The organism is Bradyrhizobium sp. Ai1a-2, assembly GCF_000426245.1.
Lineage (GTDB): Bacteria > Pseudomonadota > Alphaproteobacteria > Rhizobiales > Xanthobacteraceae > Bradyrhizobium.
The window spans coordinates 132,692-150,647 of sequence record NZ_AUEZ01000009.1; the positions used below are offsets into that span (position 1 = coordinate 132,692).

A 17,956-nucleotide genomic window follows, 5' to 3' on the forward strand; every position below is an offset into this window, starting at 1 on the left:
CCTACGACTGGCGTCCGGAGGCGGCCTGCTTGATGGCCTCGCGGATCCGCACATAGGTGCCGCAGCGGCAGATGTTGCCGGCCATCGCCGCATCGATATCGGAATCGTCGGGGTTCGGCGTCGCGGCAAGCAGCGCTGCAGCCGCCATGATCTGGCCCGACTGGCAATAGCCGCATTGGATCACTTCGAGATCGAGCCAGGCCTTCTGCACCTTCGCCCCGGCAGGCGAATTGCCGACCGCCTCGATCGTAGTCACCGCGCGGTCGCGCACCGCGCTCACCGGCAGCACGCAGGAGCGCACCGCCTTGCCGTCGATATGCACCGTGCAGGCGCCACACTGTGCGATGCCGCAGCCGAACTTGGTGCCGGTCATGCCCAGGATATCGCGCAGCACCCAGAGCAGCGGCATTTCGGGTGGCGCATCGAAGGATTTCTGTTCGCCATTGATGGTGAGTGTCGTCGCCATAAGCATTCCCCAAATTCAACGCCGCGGGCAGCGGACGCATCAACGAAATCGTATTGCGTCGCGACGAGCTAGGAAGCGAAGATGTGTTTCGCAATGCCAGTTCGTGCTGACCGCAACATGAGATGACGGACATCATCACATCGTCGTGTCTCACATTCTAGAGTATGGTGCCGGAAATCGATGACGGTCGCACGAAAGAACCGTGCGTTTTGAAAAGACGACGTGGGGTGCACAAGTTGCGCCAGCAACTGGCTAGAAAACAGGCGTCAGAGCTTGTAGGCCGTGCGGAAGCCGCCCCAGTGCCGGCCGCGCACGCGGACCGGCACGTCGATCTCGCGCATCATCACCATGCTGCCGTTGCCCATGTCGCGGGCGTAGCTCTGGATCAGATAGGCGCGCTGGTTGCGCCCGGCGGCGAGCCCGGCCGCGTCGTTGAAGATGCGGCGGTTGCGGCTGTTTGCGGTGTTGAAGGCGACATCGCCCGGCCGCTGCGGGTGCGAGTAGATCTTGTTGTGCACCGGCAGATAGCCGTTGCGGTCGATCATGGCGCAGAAGGCCATCCGCGGATCCTTGGCGAGGAAAGCCTCCTGGAACGGCGGCAGCGCGCGGTCAGCCCAATCAAGGATCTTCGTGCGATACTGCACCGGATTGGTGCCGGATATCTCGACATAGTCGGTATCGAACATGTCCTCGATCGTGATGGCGCCGCTCGCGATGCCGTTCTCGAAGATCCTGGTCAGGGCCACGCCGGCTTCCATCGCGCGCATGACGAACTCGGTGTTCTCGTCGCGGATTGCCCACAATTTGTCTTCGATCTTTTCGCGCAGCTTCGCCGCCGGCGCCTCGAAGCGCGCCTGCGCGCCAGCCTTGGTCTTGTCCGTGATCCGGATCTTGACCGTGCCGACATCCTCCAGCGTGGCGGCAAGGCTCTGGTGCAGTTGCAGCCGTTCGGCCTCGGGTCCAGAGATCAGGATGCCGTCCATGGATATCTCATAGACCGGCGCGGTGATGACGCTGCCGCGCGCTTGCAATTCAAGCTTGAGGTTGCAGGGCAGTCGCTCGCCCTTGCGCGGGTCCTCGCGGTCGCCCTGCCGCAGCAGCACCGCGCAGCGCGATTTCAGTTTTTGCGCAAAGCCGGTCACCGCCCGGCCTGCCTGGGCGACGTCCTTGCCATGCGTTTCGGCTTCCCTGGTGGCATGATCGATCTCGGCGGCGCTGTCGCCCACCGCGACGATGAAGCTCGAGGCGGAGGCGGCATTCTGCGCGATCTCGCCGGTGGTCTTGTGCTGCTCGGCCACGGCGCCGCTGACATGCTCGAACACCGGGCGGATCGCCTCGATCGTCTGCGCGATGCGGTGCACGGCGTCCGCCGAGCCCGCGGCATCCTTCTGCAGCGCCTCGATCTTCCTGGTGATCTCTTCGGTCGCGCCCTGGGTCTGCACCGCCAGCGCCTTCACTTCGGTCGCAACCACCGCGAAGCCCTTGCCGGCGGCGCCGGCACGTGCGGCCTCTATGGTCGAGTTGAGGGCGAGCAGGGTGGTCTGCCGCGCGATCTGTGCGATCAGGTTGACGACGTTGCCGATTGCGGCTGAGGATTCGCGCAGCCGATCGACGTTCGCGCGGGCCTCGCGTGCCGCAGCACCCGCTTCGTCGGCGAGCCGGCCAGCGTCGCGCACCTGCGCGCCGATCCCTTGCGCCGAATCGGTGAACTTGTCGGCGGCCTGTGAGAAGGTCTCGGCCGTGGTCTGCGCCGCATTGGTGCGGCCGGTCAGCGCATCCGTGCGCTCGCGGATCGTGGCAAGCGTCGTCGCGGTCGCCTGGGCGCCGCCGGCCACCGATTGGGCGGCGCGCTCGAGCTGCCGGATCATGCCGCCGAGCTCGAGCTCCAGCAGTTCCAGGATTTCTTGTGCCGTTTCCTGGGCCGTCTCCTGCGCCGAGCCGGTATCCTGGGAGGGATTATCGGTCGGCGCCGGCGCTGGCGCTGTCGCCGCCGGAACCTTCGGCTCGACCGCCGCCGCCGGCTCCGGCACTCGCTTGCGGAACAAACCGAACGCCGCCATAGGGATTCTCTTGCAAGTTGAAATGGACCGTTCGACTCTCCCATACGTGGGTGAAATCGTGGTTAACGGCTGCCTGATTTTCCGGCAGGCGGCACTCCCGGTATGCCAGATCATGCCGCAAGTCTTTGATTTTGGCCTGTCGGGGGCCTATAACGCCGCGCCTTACCCCCTTTTTCGAAAGACGATTCCCAAGGGACCTCGCATGGCCGGTCATTCCCAATTCAAGAACATCATGCACCGCAAGGGCCGGCAGGATGCCCAGAAGTCGAAATTGTTCGGCAAGCTGGCCCGCGAAATCACCGTCGCGGCCAAGCTCGGCACCCCCGACCCCGCGATGAACCCCCGGCTGCGCGCCGCGATCGTTGCCGCGCGGGCGGAAAACATGCCGAAGGACAATATCGAGCGCGCCATCAAGAAGGCCGCCGGTAACGAGGGCGAGAACTATGACGAGATCCGCTACGAGGGCTATGGCCCCGGCGGCGTCGCCGTGATCGTCGAGGCGCTCACCGACAACCGCAACCGCGCCGCCTCCGACATCCGCTCCTACTTCACCAAGGCCGGCGGCAACCTCGGCGAAACCGGCTCGGTCTCCTTCATGTTCGACCGCACCGGCATCGTCGAATATGACCACAAGGCCGCGTCCGACGACGCCATGCTGGACGCCGCGATCGAAGCCGGCGCCGACGACGTCGTATCGAGCGAAAGCGGCCACGAGGTCTATGCGTCCCAGGAATCCTTCCGCGAGGTCGCCAAGGCGCTGGAAGCGAAATTCGGCGAGCCGCGCAAGGCCGCGCTGACCTGGAAGCCGCAAAATACCATCGCCGTCGACGACGAAACCGGCGAAAAGCTGTTGAAGCTGATCGACGTGCTGAACGAGCACGACGACGTGCAGAACGTCTTCGCCAATTTCGAGATCTCCGACGCCCTGATGGCGAAGATGGGCGGCTGACGGATATCCTGCGCCATATTCCGCTGTCATCGCCCGCGAAGGCGGGCGATCCAGTAATCACCGAAGGGCGAGTTCTTATCGCCAGCGCCGTTTACTGGATACCCCGCCTTCGCGGGGTATGACAGCAAAGGGGACAGGCAGAACACGACGAGCGGGCAGGGGATGACCGTCCCGTTTGTGTTTCGTTCTCGAAACGCAGCGGCTATCACTACCCCATGACAGTCCAGCCGATTCGCAAATCCACCCGCATCCTCGGCATCGACCCGGGCCTCCGCCGCACCGGCTGGGGCGTGATCGAGGTCGAGGGCAATCGGCTGGTTTTCATCGGCTGCGGCTCGATCGAGCCGTCGGAACGGCTGCCATTGGCGAGCCGGCTGCTCGCGATCCATGAGGGGCTGGCCGCCGTGCTCGGCGATTTCACACCGGCAGAGGCCGCCGTCGAGCAGACCTTTGTCAACAAGGACGGCGTCGCGACGCTGAAACTCGGCCAGGCGCGCGGCGTCGCCATGCTGGCGCCTGCAATGTTCGGCATCGAGGTCGCCGAATATGCGCCGAACCAGGTCAAGAAAACCGTGGTCGGCGCCGGACACGCCGAGAAGAACCAGATCGCCGTGATGCTGAAGATCCTGCTGCCCAAGGCCGAGCCGCAATCGCCCGATGCCGCCGACGCACTCGCGGTCGCGATCACGCACGCCCATCACCGCCAAAGCACCGCGCTGCGGCTGAGAGTCGCGAGCCTATGATCGGCAAGTTGAAAGGCCTCATCGATTCCTACGGCGAGGACTATGTGATCCTCGATGTCGGCGGCGTCGGCTATCAGGTGCATTGCTCCGCGCGCACGCTGCAGGCGCTGCCGTCGCCGGGCCAGGCCGCGGTGCTCTCGATCGAGACCTATGTGCGCGAGGATCAGATCAAGCTGTTCGGCTTCCGCACTGACAACGAGCGCGAATGGTTTCGCCTGCTGCAGACCGTGCAGGGCGTCGGCGCCAAGGTCGCGCTCGCCGTGCTGGGCACGCTGCCGCCTACCGACCTCGCGAACGCGATCGCGCTGCGTGACAAGGCAGCGGTGGCCCGCACGCCGGGCGTCGGGCCGAAGGTCGCCGAGCGCATCGTCAGCGAGCTGAAGGACAAGGCGCCTGCCTTTGCCAATGTCGATCCCGCCGTGGTCCACCTCGCCGGCGCCATAGACAACGAGCGCGCGCCGCGTCCGGTTGCCGATGCGATCTCGGCATTGGTCAATCTCGGCTACGGCCAGCCACAGGCCGCCGCCGCCATCGCCGCAGCCTCGCGCAGCGCAGGCGAGAAGGCGGAAACCGCACAGCTGATCCGTCTCGGTCTGAAGGAGCTCGCGAAGTGAATGCTCAGACCGTAGGGTGGGCAAAGCGCAGCGTGCCCACCATCCACACTCCGCTCGTCATGGTGGGCACGCTGCGCTTTGCCCGCCCTACAATCTGCGCGTCTCGTGTTAGGTTTGTCAGATGACAGGCCCCTCCCGCATCGTCACGCCCGAGCGCCGCGCCGATGATGTCGGCGACACGGCGCTGCGTCCGCAATCGCTGTCCGAATTCGTCGGCCAGGCGCAGGCGCGCAAGAATCTCTCGATCTTCATCGAGGCCGCGCGCAAGCGCGGCGAGGCGCTGGATCACGTGCTGTTCGTCGGCCCGCCCGGGCTCGGCAAGACCACGCTGGCGCAGATCGTCGCGCGCGAGCTCGGCGTCGGCTTCCGCGCCACGTCAGGCCCGGTGATTTCCAAAGCCGGCGATCTCGCCGCGCTGCTCACCAATCTGGAAGAGCGCGACGTCCTCTTCATCGACGAGATCCATCGCCTGAGCCCGGCGGTGGAAGAACATCTCTATCCCGCGATGGAGGATTTCCAGCTCGACCTCATCATCGGCGAGGGGCCGGCGGCGCGCTCGGTGAAGATCGACCTGGCGAAATTCACCCTCGTCGGCGCCACCACGCGCGCCGGCCTGCTCACCAATCCGCTCCGCGACCGTTTCGGCATTCCGGTCCGGCTCAACTTCTATACCGAGGAGGAGCTGGAGAAGATCGTCACCCGCGGCGCCCGTGTGCTCAACATCGGCATGAGCCCTGACGGCGCCAACGAGATCGCCCGCCGCGCCCGCGGCACGCCGCGCATCGCCGGGCGCCTGCTGCGCCGGGTGCGCGATTTTGCCTCAGCAGCAGACGCAACGTCGGTCGACCGCGCCATCGCCGATCACGCGCTCTCCGCGCTCGAGGTCGATGCTGCCGGCCTCGACGCCATGGACCGCCGTTACCTCAGCACCATCGCGATGAACTATGGCGGCGGCCCCGTGGGCGTCGAGACGATGGCGGCTGCGCTGTCGGAGCCGCGCGATGCGATCGAGGATATCATCGAGCCCTATCTGATCCAGTGCGGCTATCTGCAGCGCACCCCGCGCGGCCGGCTACTCACCTCGCACGCCTTCCGCCACCTCGGCCTCGCCGAACCCTCGCGCGATCCCTCGCAATTCGGCCTGTTCGGCGACGACGACTGATCTTCGATTCTCGTAGCCCGGGTGAAGCGCTAGCGTAACCCGGGGCCGCTCGTGAACGTTGGCGCAGGAGTCCCGGGTTGCGCTTCGCTCCACCCGGGCTACGGCAAAAGGTCCGTTCACACCCTCGTGCGGCAGAACCCCTGATAATCTGCACAAACGCACCGCAATTTCGCTCCAATCGGACCCCATCAACGGGGGGCATCACCGATCACCCCCATGTTTTCACGGCGTCAATTTTTCAGATCCCTCGGCGGTTTGACCGCCCTCACTGCGTCGACCTCGGCCTATGGCTTTGGCGTCGAGCCGGTATTGCGGCTCCGCGTCACGCGTTACCATCTCACGCCGGCAGGATGGCCGGCGGATCTCCCGCTCAAGATCGCCGTGATTGCCGACCTGCACGCCTGCGATCCGTGGATGTCGCTGGAGCGCATCGAGGCGATCGTCGCACGCACCAACGCACTTGAGCCCGACATCATCGTCATGCTCGGCGATTACGTCGCCGGCCACCGCCATGTCACCCGTTTCATTCCGGCGAGCGAGTGGGCCGCGGTGCTGGCGAACCTCAAGGCGCCGCTTGGCGTGCACGCGATCCTCGGCAACCATGACTATTGGGAAGACAAGGCCGTGCAGCGCGAGGGGCAGGGGCTGACGGTGGCCCACCGTGCACTGGAAGCGGTGGGCATTCCCGTCTACGAGAACGACGCCGCGCGCCTGACCAAGGCGGGTCGCCCGTTCTGGCTCGCCGGCCTCGGCGATCAGCTCGCCTATATGCCGGCGCGACGCTTCCGCCCGGTGCGTCGCATCGGCGTCGACGATCTCGGCGCGACGCTTGCGAAAGTCACCGACGATGCGCCGGTGATCCTGCTGGCACACGAGCCCGACGTTGCGCTGCGCGTCCCCTCGCGCGTGGCGCTGCAATTGTCCGGCCATACCCATGGCGGCCAGGTCCGCCTGCTCGGCTGGTCGCCCGCGGTGCCGCCGCGGCATGGCGTCGAACTCGCCTACGGACACCTGCGCACCAATTGCGACGTCATCGTCTCCGGCGGCCTCGGCTGCAGCATCATGCCGTTCCGTATCGGCGTTCCCCCGGAGATTGTGCTGGTGACGCTCGGCAAGGCCGGGCCGGCGGTGGCTTAGTGATCGAAAAGCGCACGCAAGCTCTGTCGCGCTTGCGCTCCGATAACTGTCACAGCCTCAGTGAGCCAGCGTCTTGGCCGCGCTGAATAGCACGGCGGGATCGTACTGCGCCTTGTAGAGCGGGGAGACCTTCTTATCGAGGCCGAGCAGCGCAATCACCGCTGTCTGCGCCGAGCGCACCGAGTATTCGACGGTGAACACGACATCATCGGGAATCTCGCAATATTGTCCGATGAAGGCGAGATTGGTGGTGCCTGGCGGCTTGACCGGCGGCCGGTCGCCTTTCACGCGCGGCATGAACTGGCTGGTGATGTAGGGCATCATGCAGGGGATGCAGTTCGAGGTCTTGAGGATCAGCTCCTTGTGCGTTTCGAAGCGCAGATGGCCCAGCAGCTCGGTCAGGATCTCCTCGCCGCTGCAATCCGACATCTTTTTCTTCACGAAGTTGCCAATCTGGTCGACGAACAGCCCGTAGCCCCAGAACACCTTGATGTTGTCTGGCTGACCGATGAAATGTGGCTGCGCGGCGAGCACCACCGACATCAGCCAGTTCGAATCGGTGAAGGTGACAAGGCCGCCGGTGCCGGCGACATTGCCGGTGAATTTTTCCATCAGCTCGAAGAAGGTCGGATCGCGTATCGTCACCGTGAACGACAGCCATTTCGACTCGTCGACCTTGCCGTTGAAAACCGAGGGCCGGCCGAATCGGGCATCCTTGGCGGCGAGCTTCTCCCACAGCGCCCAGGAGCCGTCGGTCTTGCCGTCGGTCTTGCCGTCCTTGGCCAATAGCGCGGCGGGCCGCGTCATCGATCCCAGGCTCGACGCTGTCGTCATAGATCCGTTGGTGACGAACACGAGATCGTCGGCGCCGACCGCGATCATTTCCGGTTTGCCGTCGCGGACGCAATGCAGCCGCTCGACACCCTTGCCCTTCGGTCCATAGACGAAGTCGAGGTCGGTGACGACGGTCCCCGTCTGCAGGTTCGCGCCCTGCGCCTTTAGCCAGTTCGTCACCGGCAGCACGATCGAATCGTACTGGTTATAGGGCGTGCGGCGAACGCCTCCGAGCGTGTGGATGCGGGGAAACTCCTGAATGAAGCGATGCAGATAGCGCTTCAGTTCGACGGCGCTGTGCCACGGCTGGAACGCAAAAGTCGTAACCCACATGTACCAGAAATTGGTGGTGAAGAACGGCGGCGAGAACACATCCTCGATCCGCTTGTCGCCGAGGGACGCTTCCGACACCGCCATGATCTCGATCAGCTCGAGGCGGTCCTGGTTGGAAAATCCCATGTTTGACACGTCGACCTTCTGGCCGCCGCGCACCAGCCGGGCATGCGAATGCGGGATGTGCTTCTCGTTGAATTCGTAGATCTCCTGCTTGACGGTCTTGGCGGGATCGCTCAGCGACGGGATGAACGACAACAGATCGAACGTGCAGGTATAGGCCTCATAGGTGAACATTCGGCCGCCGCGAATGACGTAACCCTGATCCGGCGACCCGCCGCCGTCGAGGCTGCCGCCAAGCAGCGGCGTCTCCTCGAAGATCGTGATATTGCGCCCCTGCAGGCCGCCGTCGCGGATCAGGTAGGCGGCGCTCGCCAGCGATGCGATCCCGCCGCCGACCAGATAGGCCTTGGTTTCGCTTCGCTGTGCGGATCGATCCGTGTTTGCCATGATATGTTCGCTTTCGCAGGATTGAGACAGGTGGCGCCGCCGGAGACGGGTTCCGGGAGTTCTGGCGACTGGAGCCTTCTTTGCTTGTGTTTCTCGGATAGGCCGCGGCGATCTCGCCGGTCTTGACCTCAATCAATCTTCGCGCGGTCCGGCGTTGACGTCGGCTCCATGCGAGGGCATGTCACGATCAATTGATGATTTCCGAGGTCCAACGGTGCAGACAGCTCATCTCGACGGCGAGGTCCGCGACGGCCGCCATCACATGCAGGTCCGTGTCTATTACGAGGACACGGATTTCCCTGATTTGCCGTTATCGTAGTAGGCAAACATGCCGATTTCTTCTCCCTTGCGGCGGTTTTCGGGGAAAAGCTTCATGCCGCAAAGGGCGGCACTGTTCAGGTAGGGCGTGTATTCGTAGGGCATCCGCTTGCGAACTGGATGCACCACAATGCAGTCAATCAAGTTACGGAAGGCGATCCGGGTTTCGATCGCCTTCGAATTGATCTTGAGCGCGGCGACCAATTTTTTAACTTCCGAACGGTAAAGCTCACCGAACTTCGGGTGGTCGAACGGGATCACGTTCTCGCTGCCGTTGCCCAGCAGCCGCAAGCGCGCATCAACGTTTTCTCGCTCCATATCGCACGCATCGATCCGCTTGAGCAGCTCATCGGGTTTACGACGGCTGTTTGCGATGGCATATGATAGGCGCTCTATCTCGGCAGTTAGCGTACGGCGTCGACGCTCGAGGTTGGTGCGTTCGCTAACTTTTTTTCGATCTTTCTTGCGTTCCTGCTGCCAAGCACTCATCGCCTCTTCAATGGCTTTTGCCGAAAGCAATTTCACGTCGATCTTGATGGAAACATCCTCAAGTAGAACGTCCATGTCAAAGCTACGGGTGTGCTCACAGGTGCCTCGCTGATGCGCGTTGGCGCATGCGGCGCGCGGCGCGCCATTCCGGGATGATTGCGCAATTCGCATATGGCCGTTGCAAACGCCGCACCGGAGGACACCGGCAAGCGGGTGCTCATTGTTGCGCGGAATCATTGAGCGACGCTGCGGCTTGCCGGTCGGCCCGAACATATGGACAGCGCGCGCGCTGCGAACCTTCTGCACCGTATCCCAGAGTGCTTGTGGAATGATCCGCAGCTCGGGATTCTTGACGATGATGTGCCGTTCTTCCGGATTGCGGCGCTTCTGTTTCTTCTGCGTTTCCGGGTTGAGAATTGTCGAGCGAACGTTCCAATGTATCTCGCCGATGTACAACTCGTTGCCGATAATGCCGCGACCATGACGACCGCCAGTGATGCACTGATGATTCCAAGTGGTGCGACCGGCCTTGTTCTTGTGACGGGTGGCGCCAGGCGAGGGTACACCTTCGCGGGAGAGATCAGCTGCAATATTTCGGGTTGAACGGCCCGAAGCATATTCCTTGAAGATGCGAAGTACGATCTTTGCTTCGTTCTTATCGATCAAGCGCTCGCCGGGCGCACCAGGCCTCGGCCGATAGCCATACGCGTATGAGCCGGGAATTTTTCCGTTAGCGACAGCGTTGTCATGGCCGCGCCGAACCTTGTCGGCAAGCTGCGGCTTGTAAATCGTGTTATAGAGACTTGCGATGCTGATATCGGTAGCGGTGGCGTAAATGCCTTTCTGATCCATCAGCTCAACGCCGTTGAACTCGAAAACCTGCTTTAGGCGCTGGATCGTTGCGGGATCGCGCGACAAGCGGTCGAAATGCTCAACGATGACCACGTCAAAGTCATGGTTTCGAACACCGTTTAGCAATCGTTGATAGCCGTCCCGCGCATCTTCGGTAAGACCAGACTTTGCGGCGTCGACGAATTCATCGATAACATCTAGCTTATTGCGTTCGGCGACCTTTCGGCAGAGCAATAGCTGACCGTCAATCGAGGTCGCCTTTTGCATGTCGCTGGAATAGCGCGCGTATAGTACGGCTCTCATTTTGGGTGACGCTGTCGTCATGCCGTTCCCCTATCGGCTGCCCGTGACCATCCTTTTCGTCCCGTGCAATCTGCCGCCCAATGGCGCGCGCCAACTCAAGCCAAATTTCCTCATTATCGGGATTGTCCCAGCTCTGAGGGTGGGAAGGGTCAAGCGGTCGGATGATCGCCCTTTGCTCCCGAGGCGATCGGATTCGGGTACGCATTACAAGCTGGCCAGCGGATGTTAACGTAAAGTGCCGGCCCGCGCTACAGCCGGGCGGCAATCATTTGCGGCGCTTGATTCCAGGCTCGATCCCTCCCGTCCCTTTTCCGTGGTTTCATGACCTTCGCCGGCGCGACAATCCGATCTAGATCGTCCTTTGGCCACAGCTTCCGTTGGCTGTGGCCACAACCCGACCGGGATCATTGCAGGATCAGGATGGCGCATGACTTTTGCCCTTTTTGAAGCGCTCGCTTAAATCTCGATCTGCGGGCTGTGAGCCAATTCATGTTGGCCGCTGTAGCGGCAAATGAAAATGAGATTCTTCAGATACATCAATGCCGGGGATCGAGCGTTAGCGCACTCCCGCGATGGTGGTCGTGGGCGGGAGCAGATCTGCTAAGCAGAGCGGAGTAAAAATACTTGCGCGTGACGGCGACGAGTTGATGGGCAGGAAGGCTTCCGCTGCGCTCGGCGACCCAGCGCTCGCATTCGCCTCGCGGGCAGTCAGACAAAGGGAGCATCGGTTCGGGCTAATTTCTTAGTACTTCCCCTGATACCGAGCGTCATTTATCGGCGCGGCGCGCGCCTCAGGAAAAGCGGGCGCAATTCGTCGGAGTGGACGCTTATGGCTTCATCGCGCCTCTCGTTGGCCCCTTCCGTTCTGGTTCAGGCGAGCTTCGAGCGAACTGATGCTGGCGAGCACAGCTTCAAAGTTTGGCGGTTCGCCGAAGATCATGCCTTTCATGGCTCTGTAATCGACGCGCAACTGGTCGATCATCGCGTCATGTGGGGCCAACGCGAACGAACCGGGCGCCGCACTCGCAAGATCAAAGTCCGGTCGATTGAAGAACATGCGGGCATGCGCGACGCAGTCCGCGCCGAGCCCTGTGTCAGCCATAGCGGCTTCGCCGATCGGGTCCCGAACTAGCTGGTGCAGGTCGTAGTAGTGACGGGACACGCGTTGACCGCCGCCGCGCAGCTCACCGCGCTGGTCGAACCAGCGGCGCAACCCATGGAGGATGACGACTTTGTCCCAGAAGGTGCGCTTGGGATCGACGGTGCGCACAGCCGGAACGGTGAGGTCAAGCGTCGGCAGATCGTCATCGACATAGGGTTTGATCGGCACATCGGTATTTGGGTCGAGCGCGGATTTTGCGCCTGACTCGATCTTGATCGCCGCCCGCACATAATCCGACCGCGGCGTCGCAGCGGGATACCAGATCAGCAACGTCTGCCCATCGGGATCGGCCTCGTCGGCTTCCACGCGTGCCGCACCGGCATCGAAGCCGGCCGCCTGAAGCCGATCCTGGAGGATCCGCGTCAACTCAGCGCTCAGCGAGCCATTAATGTAAGCTTGGCAGGCGTCCTTGATTGCATCAAGTCGCGCCCGACGTTTCTTGCCGCTGAGCGCGTCGAGCTCCTCGATGGTCGCCGGCTCGCCGATATCATCCCGAAACACCGTTACATCTATATCTTCAGAGAAACGATTGATCAGACCGAAGCCTTTAGACAAGGATGTTCCGCCTTTGAAAAGGAGGCGGGGTCCTCCCGCCTTTAGGCCATTGAACAAGGCATCCAGCGTCCAGCAGACCCAAAAGTCCTTCTCGATATTCTGGGATGCCGTGCCGAGGCGCAGCGCCGTCGTATCAAAAGCACTCAACATCGCGTCCGACCCGGCCGCGAGAACCTCATCGAAAGCCGGGTTCATGCCTTGGCCCTCCGACTTGTGCCGCGATTGGCAGTTGGCTTCTTCCGCGTGGAGCGCGGTTTCGGCTTCGGACGTGCGGCGGCAGCGTGACGCTGGCCATCATCACCGTCGCCTCTTCTTTGTCGATGACGATCATGATCAACGCCACCATGATCAGCATCATCACGATCATCATCGTTGTGCCGGCGACCAAGGCCGGCATCGGGTGCGATGAGCGGTTTGAGAAACACCCGCATCCATGTCGGAAGAGCCGACATGCCGGCGGTGAGATCGGCTTTGAGCGGCGACCCCGCCGTCGGATCCTCGAAAAGCCTGGCGAGCTTACGCTTGACCTGATCGCTCTCGCCTTCACGCGTTAAGAGATCCCGCAGCCAATGAAGTGCTTGGACAACGCGCATGGCCGGTCGCCCGGCCCAGAATAGCTTGCTGGCTGCGGTTGGACGAAAGGTGATCGTCACGTTACCAAGCTTGATCGCGCGACGACGCGCCTCGGTGTGCATCACGATTTTGGCCGGGACGGCATCAGTCAAACCCAAATCGTTCGCCGCGGTCATGCCGTCGACAAGCATCCGCGTTTGGTCGCGTCTTCCGACGGCGTCGATGACCGAGCGCGGATCGGGCGGGTTAGGTTTTTGGGTGAGCTTGTTGAAGCCAGGCTGATCGTAGAGCCCGCGATCGATCCGCCTCAGGGTTCCGGCATTCGCCAGCCGCTGCAGCGTCTTATCGACGGCGTCCCGCGAGGCGAGGTCGACGAAATCACTAGGCGTCCAGACCTTCCGCGGCGCGTCCGCACGGATGCGGTCAAGCATGGTGGTCTTGAGGTCGGGCGGGTGGCTGGTCATGTCCGAAAATTGTAGCCCTTTTTCGGACGAAGGGCAAGCTTCTTGTCGGAAATAGATATACAAATTTCGGACAGTCTAGTCACTTGAGGGGGAACGCCTTCCCCTGGCATCCGAGTCCCCGCAATGCTCCCGAAAGAGTGAGAGTGCTGACCGGGTTTTCCGCGACGGGTTGAGGGCTGGAGGAGAGGCCTCCGGCGCCCGTCATGGAGACGACCCATGACCCAAGTCGAAGTTCTTAGCACGGGCCGCGACCGCATCGGCGGCTACAAGGTGGACCTGACCCGCGGTGAGCGAGTTGGCCGCGTATCCTCGGAGTGGTTCTCGCGGCCGGCGGACGAGCGCTATCTGTCCCTGTCGGACCTTTATGCCGCCGTGCGCGGACGGACCGAGCGTAGCCGGACCCGGACGGTGGAGAGCGCAGCGATCCGCGTCGAGGCGGATCGTAACGACGCGGAACGGCTGGTGCTAACGTTGCCCGGCTCCGATACGCCTATCGCACCGACCCACTGGAGCTTCGGCCAACTCGCGAGCCTGATCGGCGCGCCGGCCGCCTACCTCCGGCAGCTTCCGGCGCCGCTCGCTGGCATCAATCTCCAATTTGGCCTCAGCTCTCATCGAGGCGAGCAGGTCAAGACGCTCGAGATCGAAGACGGTCGCGTCGAGCTTCGCGCGGTTACGGGGCCCGAATACGGGCGTATTTTTGACCACGAACTCGTGGCGGCCGTTCAGCGCATCGCCGGCAATGGCACGGGCGACACGCGCTGGAAAGTCCCGGGCGTGCTCGATTGGTCGACCGGCGTCTATAATCCGCATGTCGACATCAGCGAGGATACGACGACGCTCTACGCGTCGGACCGCGACGTCTTCCTGTTCCTGGTCGACGACCTCAACCCGATCGAGGCCGGCCGGCTGCGTGATGGCTCGCCGGACCTCTACTTCCGCGGCTTCTACTGCTGGAATTCCGAGGTGGGTGCCAAGACACTCGGGATGGCGAGCTTCTATCTCCGCGCCGTCTGCCAGAACCGCAATCTCTGGGGTGTAGAGGATTTCGAGGAGATCACCATCCGCCACTCCAAATACGCCGCCTCCCGCTTCGCGCATGAGGCGGTGCCGGCGCTGACGAGCTTTGCCAATTCCTCATCCATGCCCTTCGTCAATGGCATCAGGGCCGCGCGAGAAATGATCGTCGCCCGCACCGACGATGACCGTAGCGAGTTCCTACGCAAGCGCGGCTTCTCGAAGACTGAGACAGCGAAGATCATCGAAACGGTGCTGTCCGAGGAAGGACGCAAGCCCGAGAGCGTCTTCGATTTCGTGCAAGGCATCACAGCGGTTGCGCGGGGCAAGACCCATCAGGACGCACGACTCGATCTGGAGGCGCGCGCGAAAAAGCTGCTCGACCGCGCAGCCTGATACCCGGAAAGCCGGAGATGCGGAACGGCGTGTCTCCGGCTTCGTGCCTTTCCGTTTTTCCTGATCGTCGGTTGGCCGGTGCTGCCCTCAGAGGAAGAGGGCGGCGCTGAGCTTCGTGACGGGTTGGAGGCCCAGAGGAGAGTCTTTGGGCCGCCCGTCGCGGAGTATCACCCATGGCGACTACCGTTCAGAAGATCACCCTCTCGTCCTCGCGCGACATTCCCTTCAATAAGCTCGTGCTCAGCCAGTCAAACGTCCGGCGCGTAAAGGCCGGCATTTCCATCGAGGAGTTGGCCGAGGACATCGCTCGGCGTACCTTGCTCCAAAGCATCAACGTCCGGCCGGTCCTCGACGCCGAAGGCACCGAGACTGGCATTTTTGAGATACCGGCCGGCGGGCGCCGCTACCGCGCGCTGGAGCTGCTCGTAAAGCAGAAGCGCCTCGCCAAGACCGCATTGGTGCCTTGCGTTGTGCGTGATCCCGCGACCGGCATTCTCGCCGAGGACGATTCGCTCGCCGAGAACGTCTAGCGAGCTCCGCTACATCCGCTCGACCAGTTCCGCGCCTTCCAGGCTCTGCGCGAGAAGGGCCGGACCGAGGAGGACATCGCCGCTGCCTTCTTCACCTCGGTCAACGTCGTGAAGCAGCGCCTGCGCCTCGCGTCTGTCTCGCCCGCGCTGCTCGACGTCTATGCCGAGGATGGCATGTCGCTCGAACAGTTGATGGCCTTCACCGTCACCGCGGAGCATGCTCGCCAGGAGCAGGTCTGGCAGGCGATCTCCGGCTCTTGGCAGAAGGAGCCCTATCAGATCCGCCGCATGCTGACGGAGAAGACGGTGCGCGCCTCCGACCGGCGAGCCACGTTTGTCGGCCTCGACGTCTACGAGGCGGCCGGGGGCGTGGTGCTGCGCGACCTATTCGAGTCGGACGACGGCGGCTGGCTCGAAGACGTCGCTCTGCTCGACAGCCTGCTCGCCGACAAGCTGAAGGCAGAGGCGGAAACGATCGCCACCGAAGGCTGGAAGTGGATCGAGGTCGCTATCGACTTCCCCTACGGCCATACTCGAGGCTTGCGCGAGCTGGACGGCGTGCCCGCTGATCTAACGGCTGAAGAGCAGGTGACTATCGTGGCGCTCAGCGCTGAATACGCGAGGCTCGAAGCCGAGCATGACAGCGTGGACGAGCTGCCTGACGAGGTCGACCAGCGGCTCGGCGAGATCGAGACGGCTCTCGCCGCCTTCGATGATCGACCTGTCATTTATCAGCCGGCCGACATCGCCCGCGCGGGCGCGTTCGTCGGCATCGACGCCGAAGGCACGCTCTTGGTCGACCGCGGCTATGTCCGGCCCGAGGACGAGGTGCCCGTGGCCGAGCTGGGGCAGGAGAGCGATGGCGGACCCGCTGCTGCGGTCATGGACGGCGCCGAACCATCGGCCCCGGTCACACAGCGCGCCGTCATCACCATCGGCGGTCAGGTTGCGGAGCCCGAGGACGATGATGCGGTGAAGCCGTTGCCGGACCGCCTGCTGACCGAGCTCACGGCAGAGCGGACGCTGGCACTGCGCGACAAGTTGGCAACCACGCCTGCGGTCGCCTTCCAGGCGGTGCTGCACAAATTTTGCCTCGACGCCTTCTCCCGCTATTCCTCCTACGGGACGGCGATGGAGGTCTCCGTGCGCTGCACTAGCTTCCCGGTGCAGGCGCAGGGGCTGAAGGACACGTCGGCGGCCAGGGCGATCGACGCGCGCCACAAGGTCTGGGAGGGGCGCCTGCCGAAGGACAAGGCCGACCTCTGGGATTGGCTCACCGGCCTCACGGGGGACGAGCAGGCGTCGCTCTTTGCGCATTGCGCGTCGTTCGGCGTCAACGCGCTATACGAGAAGGGCGACCGCTACGGCGGCGGCACCACGCCGCACATGGTCGAGCAGCGCATCGCCGATGCCGATCGTATCGCGAGGGCCGTCGATCTCGACATGGTGGAAGCCGGATGGCGTCCCACCGTTGAGAACTATCTCGGCCGGGTCCCGAAGCGCCGCATCCTCGAGGCTGTGCGTGAAGGCGCCGGCGAGCGGTCGGCCCAGCTCATCGATCATCTCAAGAAGGGCGACATGGCCAAGGAGGCTGAACGCCTCCTGGCCAAGACCGGCTGGCTGCCCGAGTCCCTGAGAATGGCCGACCCGGAGCAGCCCGCGGCCGTCGACGCCGCGGAGCCCGAGGCCGATGGCGAGCCGCTGCCAGAATTTCTCAACCGCGACGATGAGGAAACTCCGGTCGATGAAGCGGACGAGCCGCACATGATTGCGGCCGAATAGCTCGACCGCGCGGGCCGGCTTCGGTCGTCCCGCGTCTCTCACTGCCAATCCACCCACAGCCCGGCTCGCGCCGGGCTTTTTGCATTCTGGAGACTCTCGTGCCCCTTTTCACCATCGAGACGACCTATCATCTGCCGATCCACCGGCAGCGAAACTACGAAGCCGAAACGCTCGACCAAGCCTGCGATCTCGCGATTGTCGACGAGGACTGGGACGACAACAAGTCGGACGTCGAAGCATCCGGCGAGACCTATGTCACCGGCATCTGGGAAGGCCGCGACGCCGCCTATATCGGCCGGGCCCTGCCGATCCCCTCACGTTTCGGCGAGCAGGTCCAGCGCAAGGCCGATCACTTCGAGTTGCTGCTCGGTCTGCTCAAAATCTTGGCCCACGTTCCGGAGGGCGGCTCAGCGGATGTCGAGCTTTGGCGCCGACGGGCGGACACCGCCATCGCGAAGGCCGAGGCCATTCTCGCGGGCGAAAACGATCCGATCGAGGGAGGTGCGTCATGACGCAATACATCGTCACCGTCGTCGAAGGCGATGCGAGCTACCTCACGGAAGCGGTCGCCGCCGCGAACGGCAATACTGCCTGGCCATGCTGGCAGTTCGGACACTGACGAACGCTCTGTGAAAGGCGCCCCGCCAGCCGGCGAGGCGCTTTTTCTCATGCCGGCCACGGCCACAACGCTGAGAGGGAGAGGACGG

At 63.3% G+C, this 17,956-nt stretch carries 13 protein-coding genes and 1 pseudogene; 8 read left to right on the top strand and 6 right to left on the bottom strand.

What is annotated here, in order from left to right; genetic code table 11:
- Window position 1 precedes the first annotated feature (1 nt).
- Window positions 2–466: a (2Fe-2S)-binding protein gene (locus tag K288_RS0109380; protein ID WP_027579314.1), complete on the bottom strand. Its 465-nt coding sequence runs from the start codon at window positions 464–466 to the stop codon at window positions 2–4.
- Between the two features lie 266 nt (window positions 467–732).
- The gene (locus K288_RS0109385; RefSeq protein ID WP_043159533.1) at window positions 733–2,526 is read right to left on the bottom strand and encodes a methyl-accepting chemotaxis protein; all 1,794 of its coding nucleotides are present in this window, start codon (window positions 2,524–2,526) and stop codon (window positions 733–735) included.
- 202 nt (window positions 2,527–2,728) lie between these two features.
- Between K288_RS0109385 and K288_RS0109390 the strand changes: the two genes are divergently transcribed.
- From K288_RS0109390 to K288_RS0109410, 5 genes are all read left to right on the top strand, one after another.
- Window positions 2,729–3,475 carry a YebC/PmpR family DNA-binding transcriptional regulator gene (locus K288_RS0109390; protein WP_027579316.1) on the top strand — a complete coding sequence of 249 codons (747 nt, stop codon included), beginning with the start codon at window positions 2,729–2,731 and terminating at the stop codon, window positions 3,473–3,475.
- Between the two features lie 215 nt (window positions 3,476–3,690).
- Window positions 3,691–4,218 carry a crossover junction endodeoxyribonuclease RuvC gene (ruvC, locus tag K288_RS0109395; RefSeq protein WP_027579317.1) on the top strand — a complete coding sequence of 176 codons (528 nt, stop codon included), beginning with the start codon at window positions 3,691–3,693 and terminating at the stop codon, window positions 4,216–4,218.
- A complete protein-coding gene (gene ruvA / locus K288_RS0109400) occupies window positions 4,215–4,832 on the top strand; it encodes a Holliday junction branch migration protein RuvA (RefSeq protein ID WP_027579318.1) in 618 nt (205 codons plus the stop codon). Before ruvC ends, ruvA begins: the two co-directional genes overlap by 4 nt.
- Window positions 4,833–4,953: 121 nt before the next feature.
- Window positions 4,954–5,994 carry a Holliday junction branch migration DNA helicase RuvB gene (gene ruvB, locus K288_RS0109405; RefSeq protein WP_027579319.1) on the top strand — a complete coding sequence of 347 codons (1,041 nt, stop codon included), beginning with the start codon at window positions 4,954–4,956 and terminating at the stop codon, window positions 5,992–5,994.
- Between the two features lie 216 nt (window positions 5,995–6,210).
- Complete coding sequence (locus tag K288_RS0109410) at window positions 6,211–7,131, top strand: metallophosphoesterase (RefSeq protein ID WP_027579320.1); 921 nt, start codon at window positions 6,211–6,213, stop codon at window positions 7,129–7,131.
- Window positions 7,132–7,188: 57 nt separating this feature from the next.
- On the opposite strand, the gene K288_RS0109415 is transcribed toward K288_RS0109410, so the two are convergent.
- The 4 genes from K288_RS0109415 to K288_RS0109440 all read right to left on the bottom strand — a co-directional run bounded on the left by K288_RS0109415 (window position 7,189) and on the right by K288_RS0109440 (window position 13,524).
- Window positions 7,189–8,808: an oleate hydratase gene (locus tag K288_RS0109415; RefSeq protein WP_027579321.1), complete on the bottom strand. Its 1,620-nt coding sequence runs from the start codon at window positions 8,806–8,808 to the stop codon at window positions 7,189–7,191.
- A gap of 279 nt (window positions 8,809–9,087) precedes the next feature.
- Window positions 9,088–10,791 carry a recombinase family protein gene (locus K288_RS0109420; RefSeq protein WP_027579322.1) on the bottom strand — a complete coding sequence of 568 codons (1,704 nt, stop codon included), beginning with the start codon at window positions 10,789–10,791 and terminating at the stop codon, window positions 9,088–9,090.
- Between the two features lie 814 nt (window positions 10,792–11,605).
- Window positions 11,606–12,682 carry a nucleotidyl transferase AbiEii/AbiGii toxin family protein gene (locus K288_RS0109435; protein ID WP_027579323.1) on the bottom strand — a complete coding sequence of 359 codons (1,077 nt, stop codon included), beginning with the start codon at window positions 12,680–12,682 and terminating at the stop codon, window positions 11,606–11,608.
- Entirely contained in the window at window positions 12,679–13,524 is an 846-nt protein-coding gene (locus K288_RS0109440; RefSeq protein ID WP_043159535.1) for a DUF6088 family protein, read from the bottom strand. The genes K288_RS0109435 and K288_RS0109440 overlap by 4 nt, the downstream gene beginning before the upstream one ends.
- 216 nt (window positions 13,525–13,740) lie before the next feature.
- On the opposite strand from K288_RS0109440, the gene K288_RS0109445 reads away from it, so the two are divergent.
- The 3 genes and pseudogenes from K288_RS0109445 to K288_RS0109455 all read left to right on the top strand — a co-directional run bounded on the left by K288_RS0109445 (window position 13,741) and on the right by K288_RS0109455 (window position 17,761).
- Complete coding sequence (locus tag K288_RS0109445; RefSeq protein ID WP_027579325.1) at window positions 13,741–14,937, top strand: hypothetical protein; 1,197 nt, start codon at window positions 13,741–13,743, stop codon at window positions 14,935–14,937.
- Between the two features lie 173 nt (window positions 14,938–15,110).
- A pseudogene (locus tag K288_RS45095) lies at window positions 15,111–17,249 on the top strand (ParB N-terminal domain-containing protein).
- 98 nt (window positions 17,250–17,347) lie between these two features.
- Window positions 17,348–17,761 carry a hypothetical protein gene (locus K288_RS0109455; protein ID WP_027579326.1) on the top strand — a complete coding sequence of 138 codons (414 nt, stop codon included), beginning with the start codon at window positions 17,348–17,350 and terminating at the stop codon, window positions 17,759–17,761.
- The last annotated feature ends 195 nt before the right edge of the window (window positions 17,762–17,956 follow it).

Bases quoted from the DNA above. Each gene is read 5' to 3' on its own strand.
- ruvB (WP_027579319.1), top strand. From the start codon at position 4,954: ATGACAGGCCCCTCCCGCATCGTCACGCCCGAGCGCCGCGCCGATGAT.
- K288_RS0109440 (WP_043159535.1), bottom strand. From the start codon at position 13,524: ATGACCAGCCACCCGCCCGACCTCAAGACCACCATGCTTGACCGCATC.
- ruvC (WP_027579317.1), top strand. From the start codon at position 3,691: ATGACAGTCCAGCCGATTCGCAAATCCACCCGCATCCTCGGCATCGAC.
- K288_RS0109385 (WP_043159533.1), bottom strand. From the start codon at position 2,526: ATGGCGGCGTTCGGTTTGTTCCGCAAGCGAGTGCCGGAGCCGGCGGCG.
- K288_RS0109435 (WP_027579323.1), bottom strand. From the start codon at position 12,682: ATGAACCCGGCTTTCGATGAGGTTCTCGCGGCCGGGTCGGACGCGATG.
- ruvA (WP_027579318.1), top strand. From the start codon at position 4,215: ATGATCGGCAAGTTGAAAGGCCTCATCGATTCCTACGGCGAGGACTAT.
- K288_RS0109410 (WP_027579320.1), top strand. From the start codon at position 6,211: ATGTTTTCACGGCGTCAATTTTTCAGATCCCTCGGCGGTTTGACCGCC.
- K288_RS0109415 (WP_027579321.1), bottom strand. From the start codon at position 8,808: ATGGCAAACACGGATCGATCCGCACAGCGAAGCGAAACCAAGGCCTAT.
- K288_RS0109390 (WP_027579316.1), top strand. From the start codon at position 2,729: ATGGCCGGTCATTCCCAATTCAAGAACATCATGCACCGCAAGGGCCGG.
- K288_RS0109380 (WP_027579314.1), bottom strand. From the start codon at position 466: ATGGCGACGACACTCACCATCAATGGCGAACAGAAATCCTTCGATGCG.
- K288_RS0109420 (WP_027579322.1), bottom strand. From the start codon at position 10,791: ATGACGACAGCGTCACCCAAAATGAGAGCCGTACTATACGCGCGCTAT.
- K288_RS0109445 (WP_027579325.1), top strand. From the start codon at position 13,741: ATGACCCAAGTCGAAGTTCTTAGCACGGGCCGCGACCGCATCGGCGGC.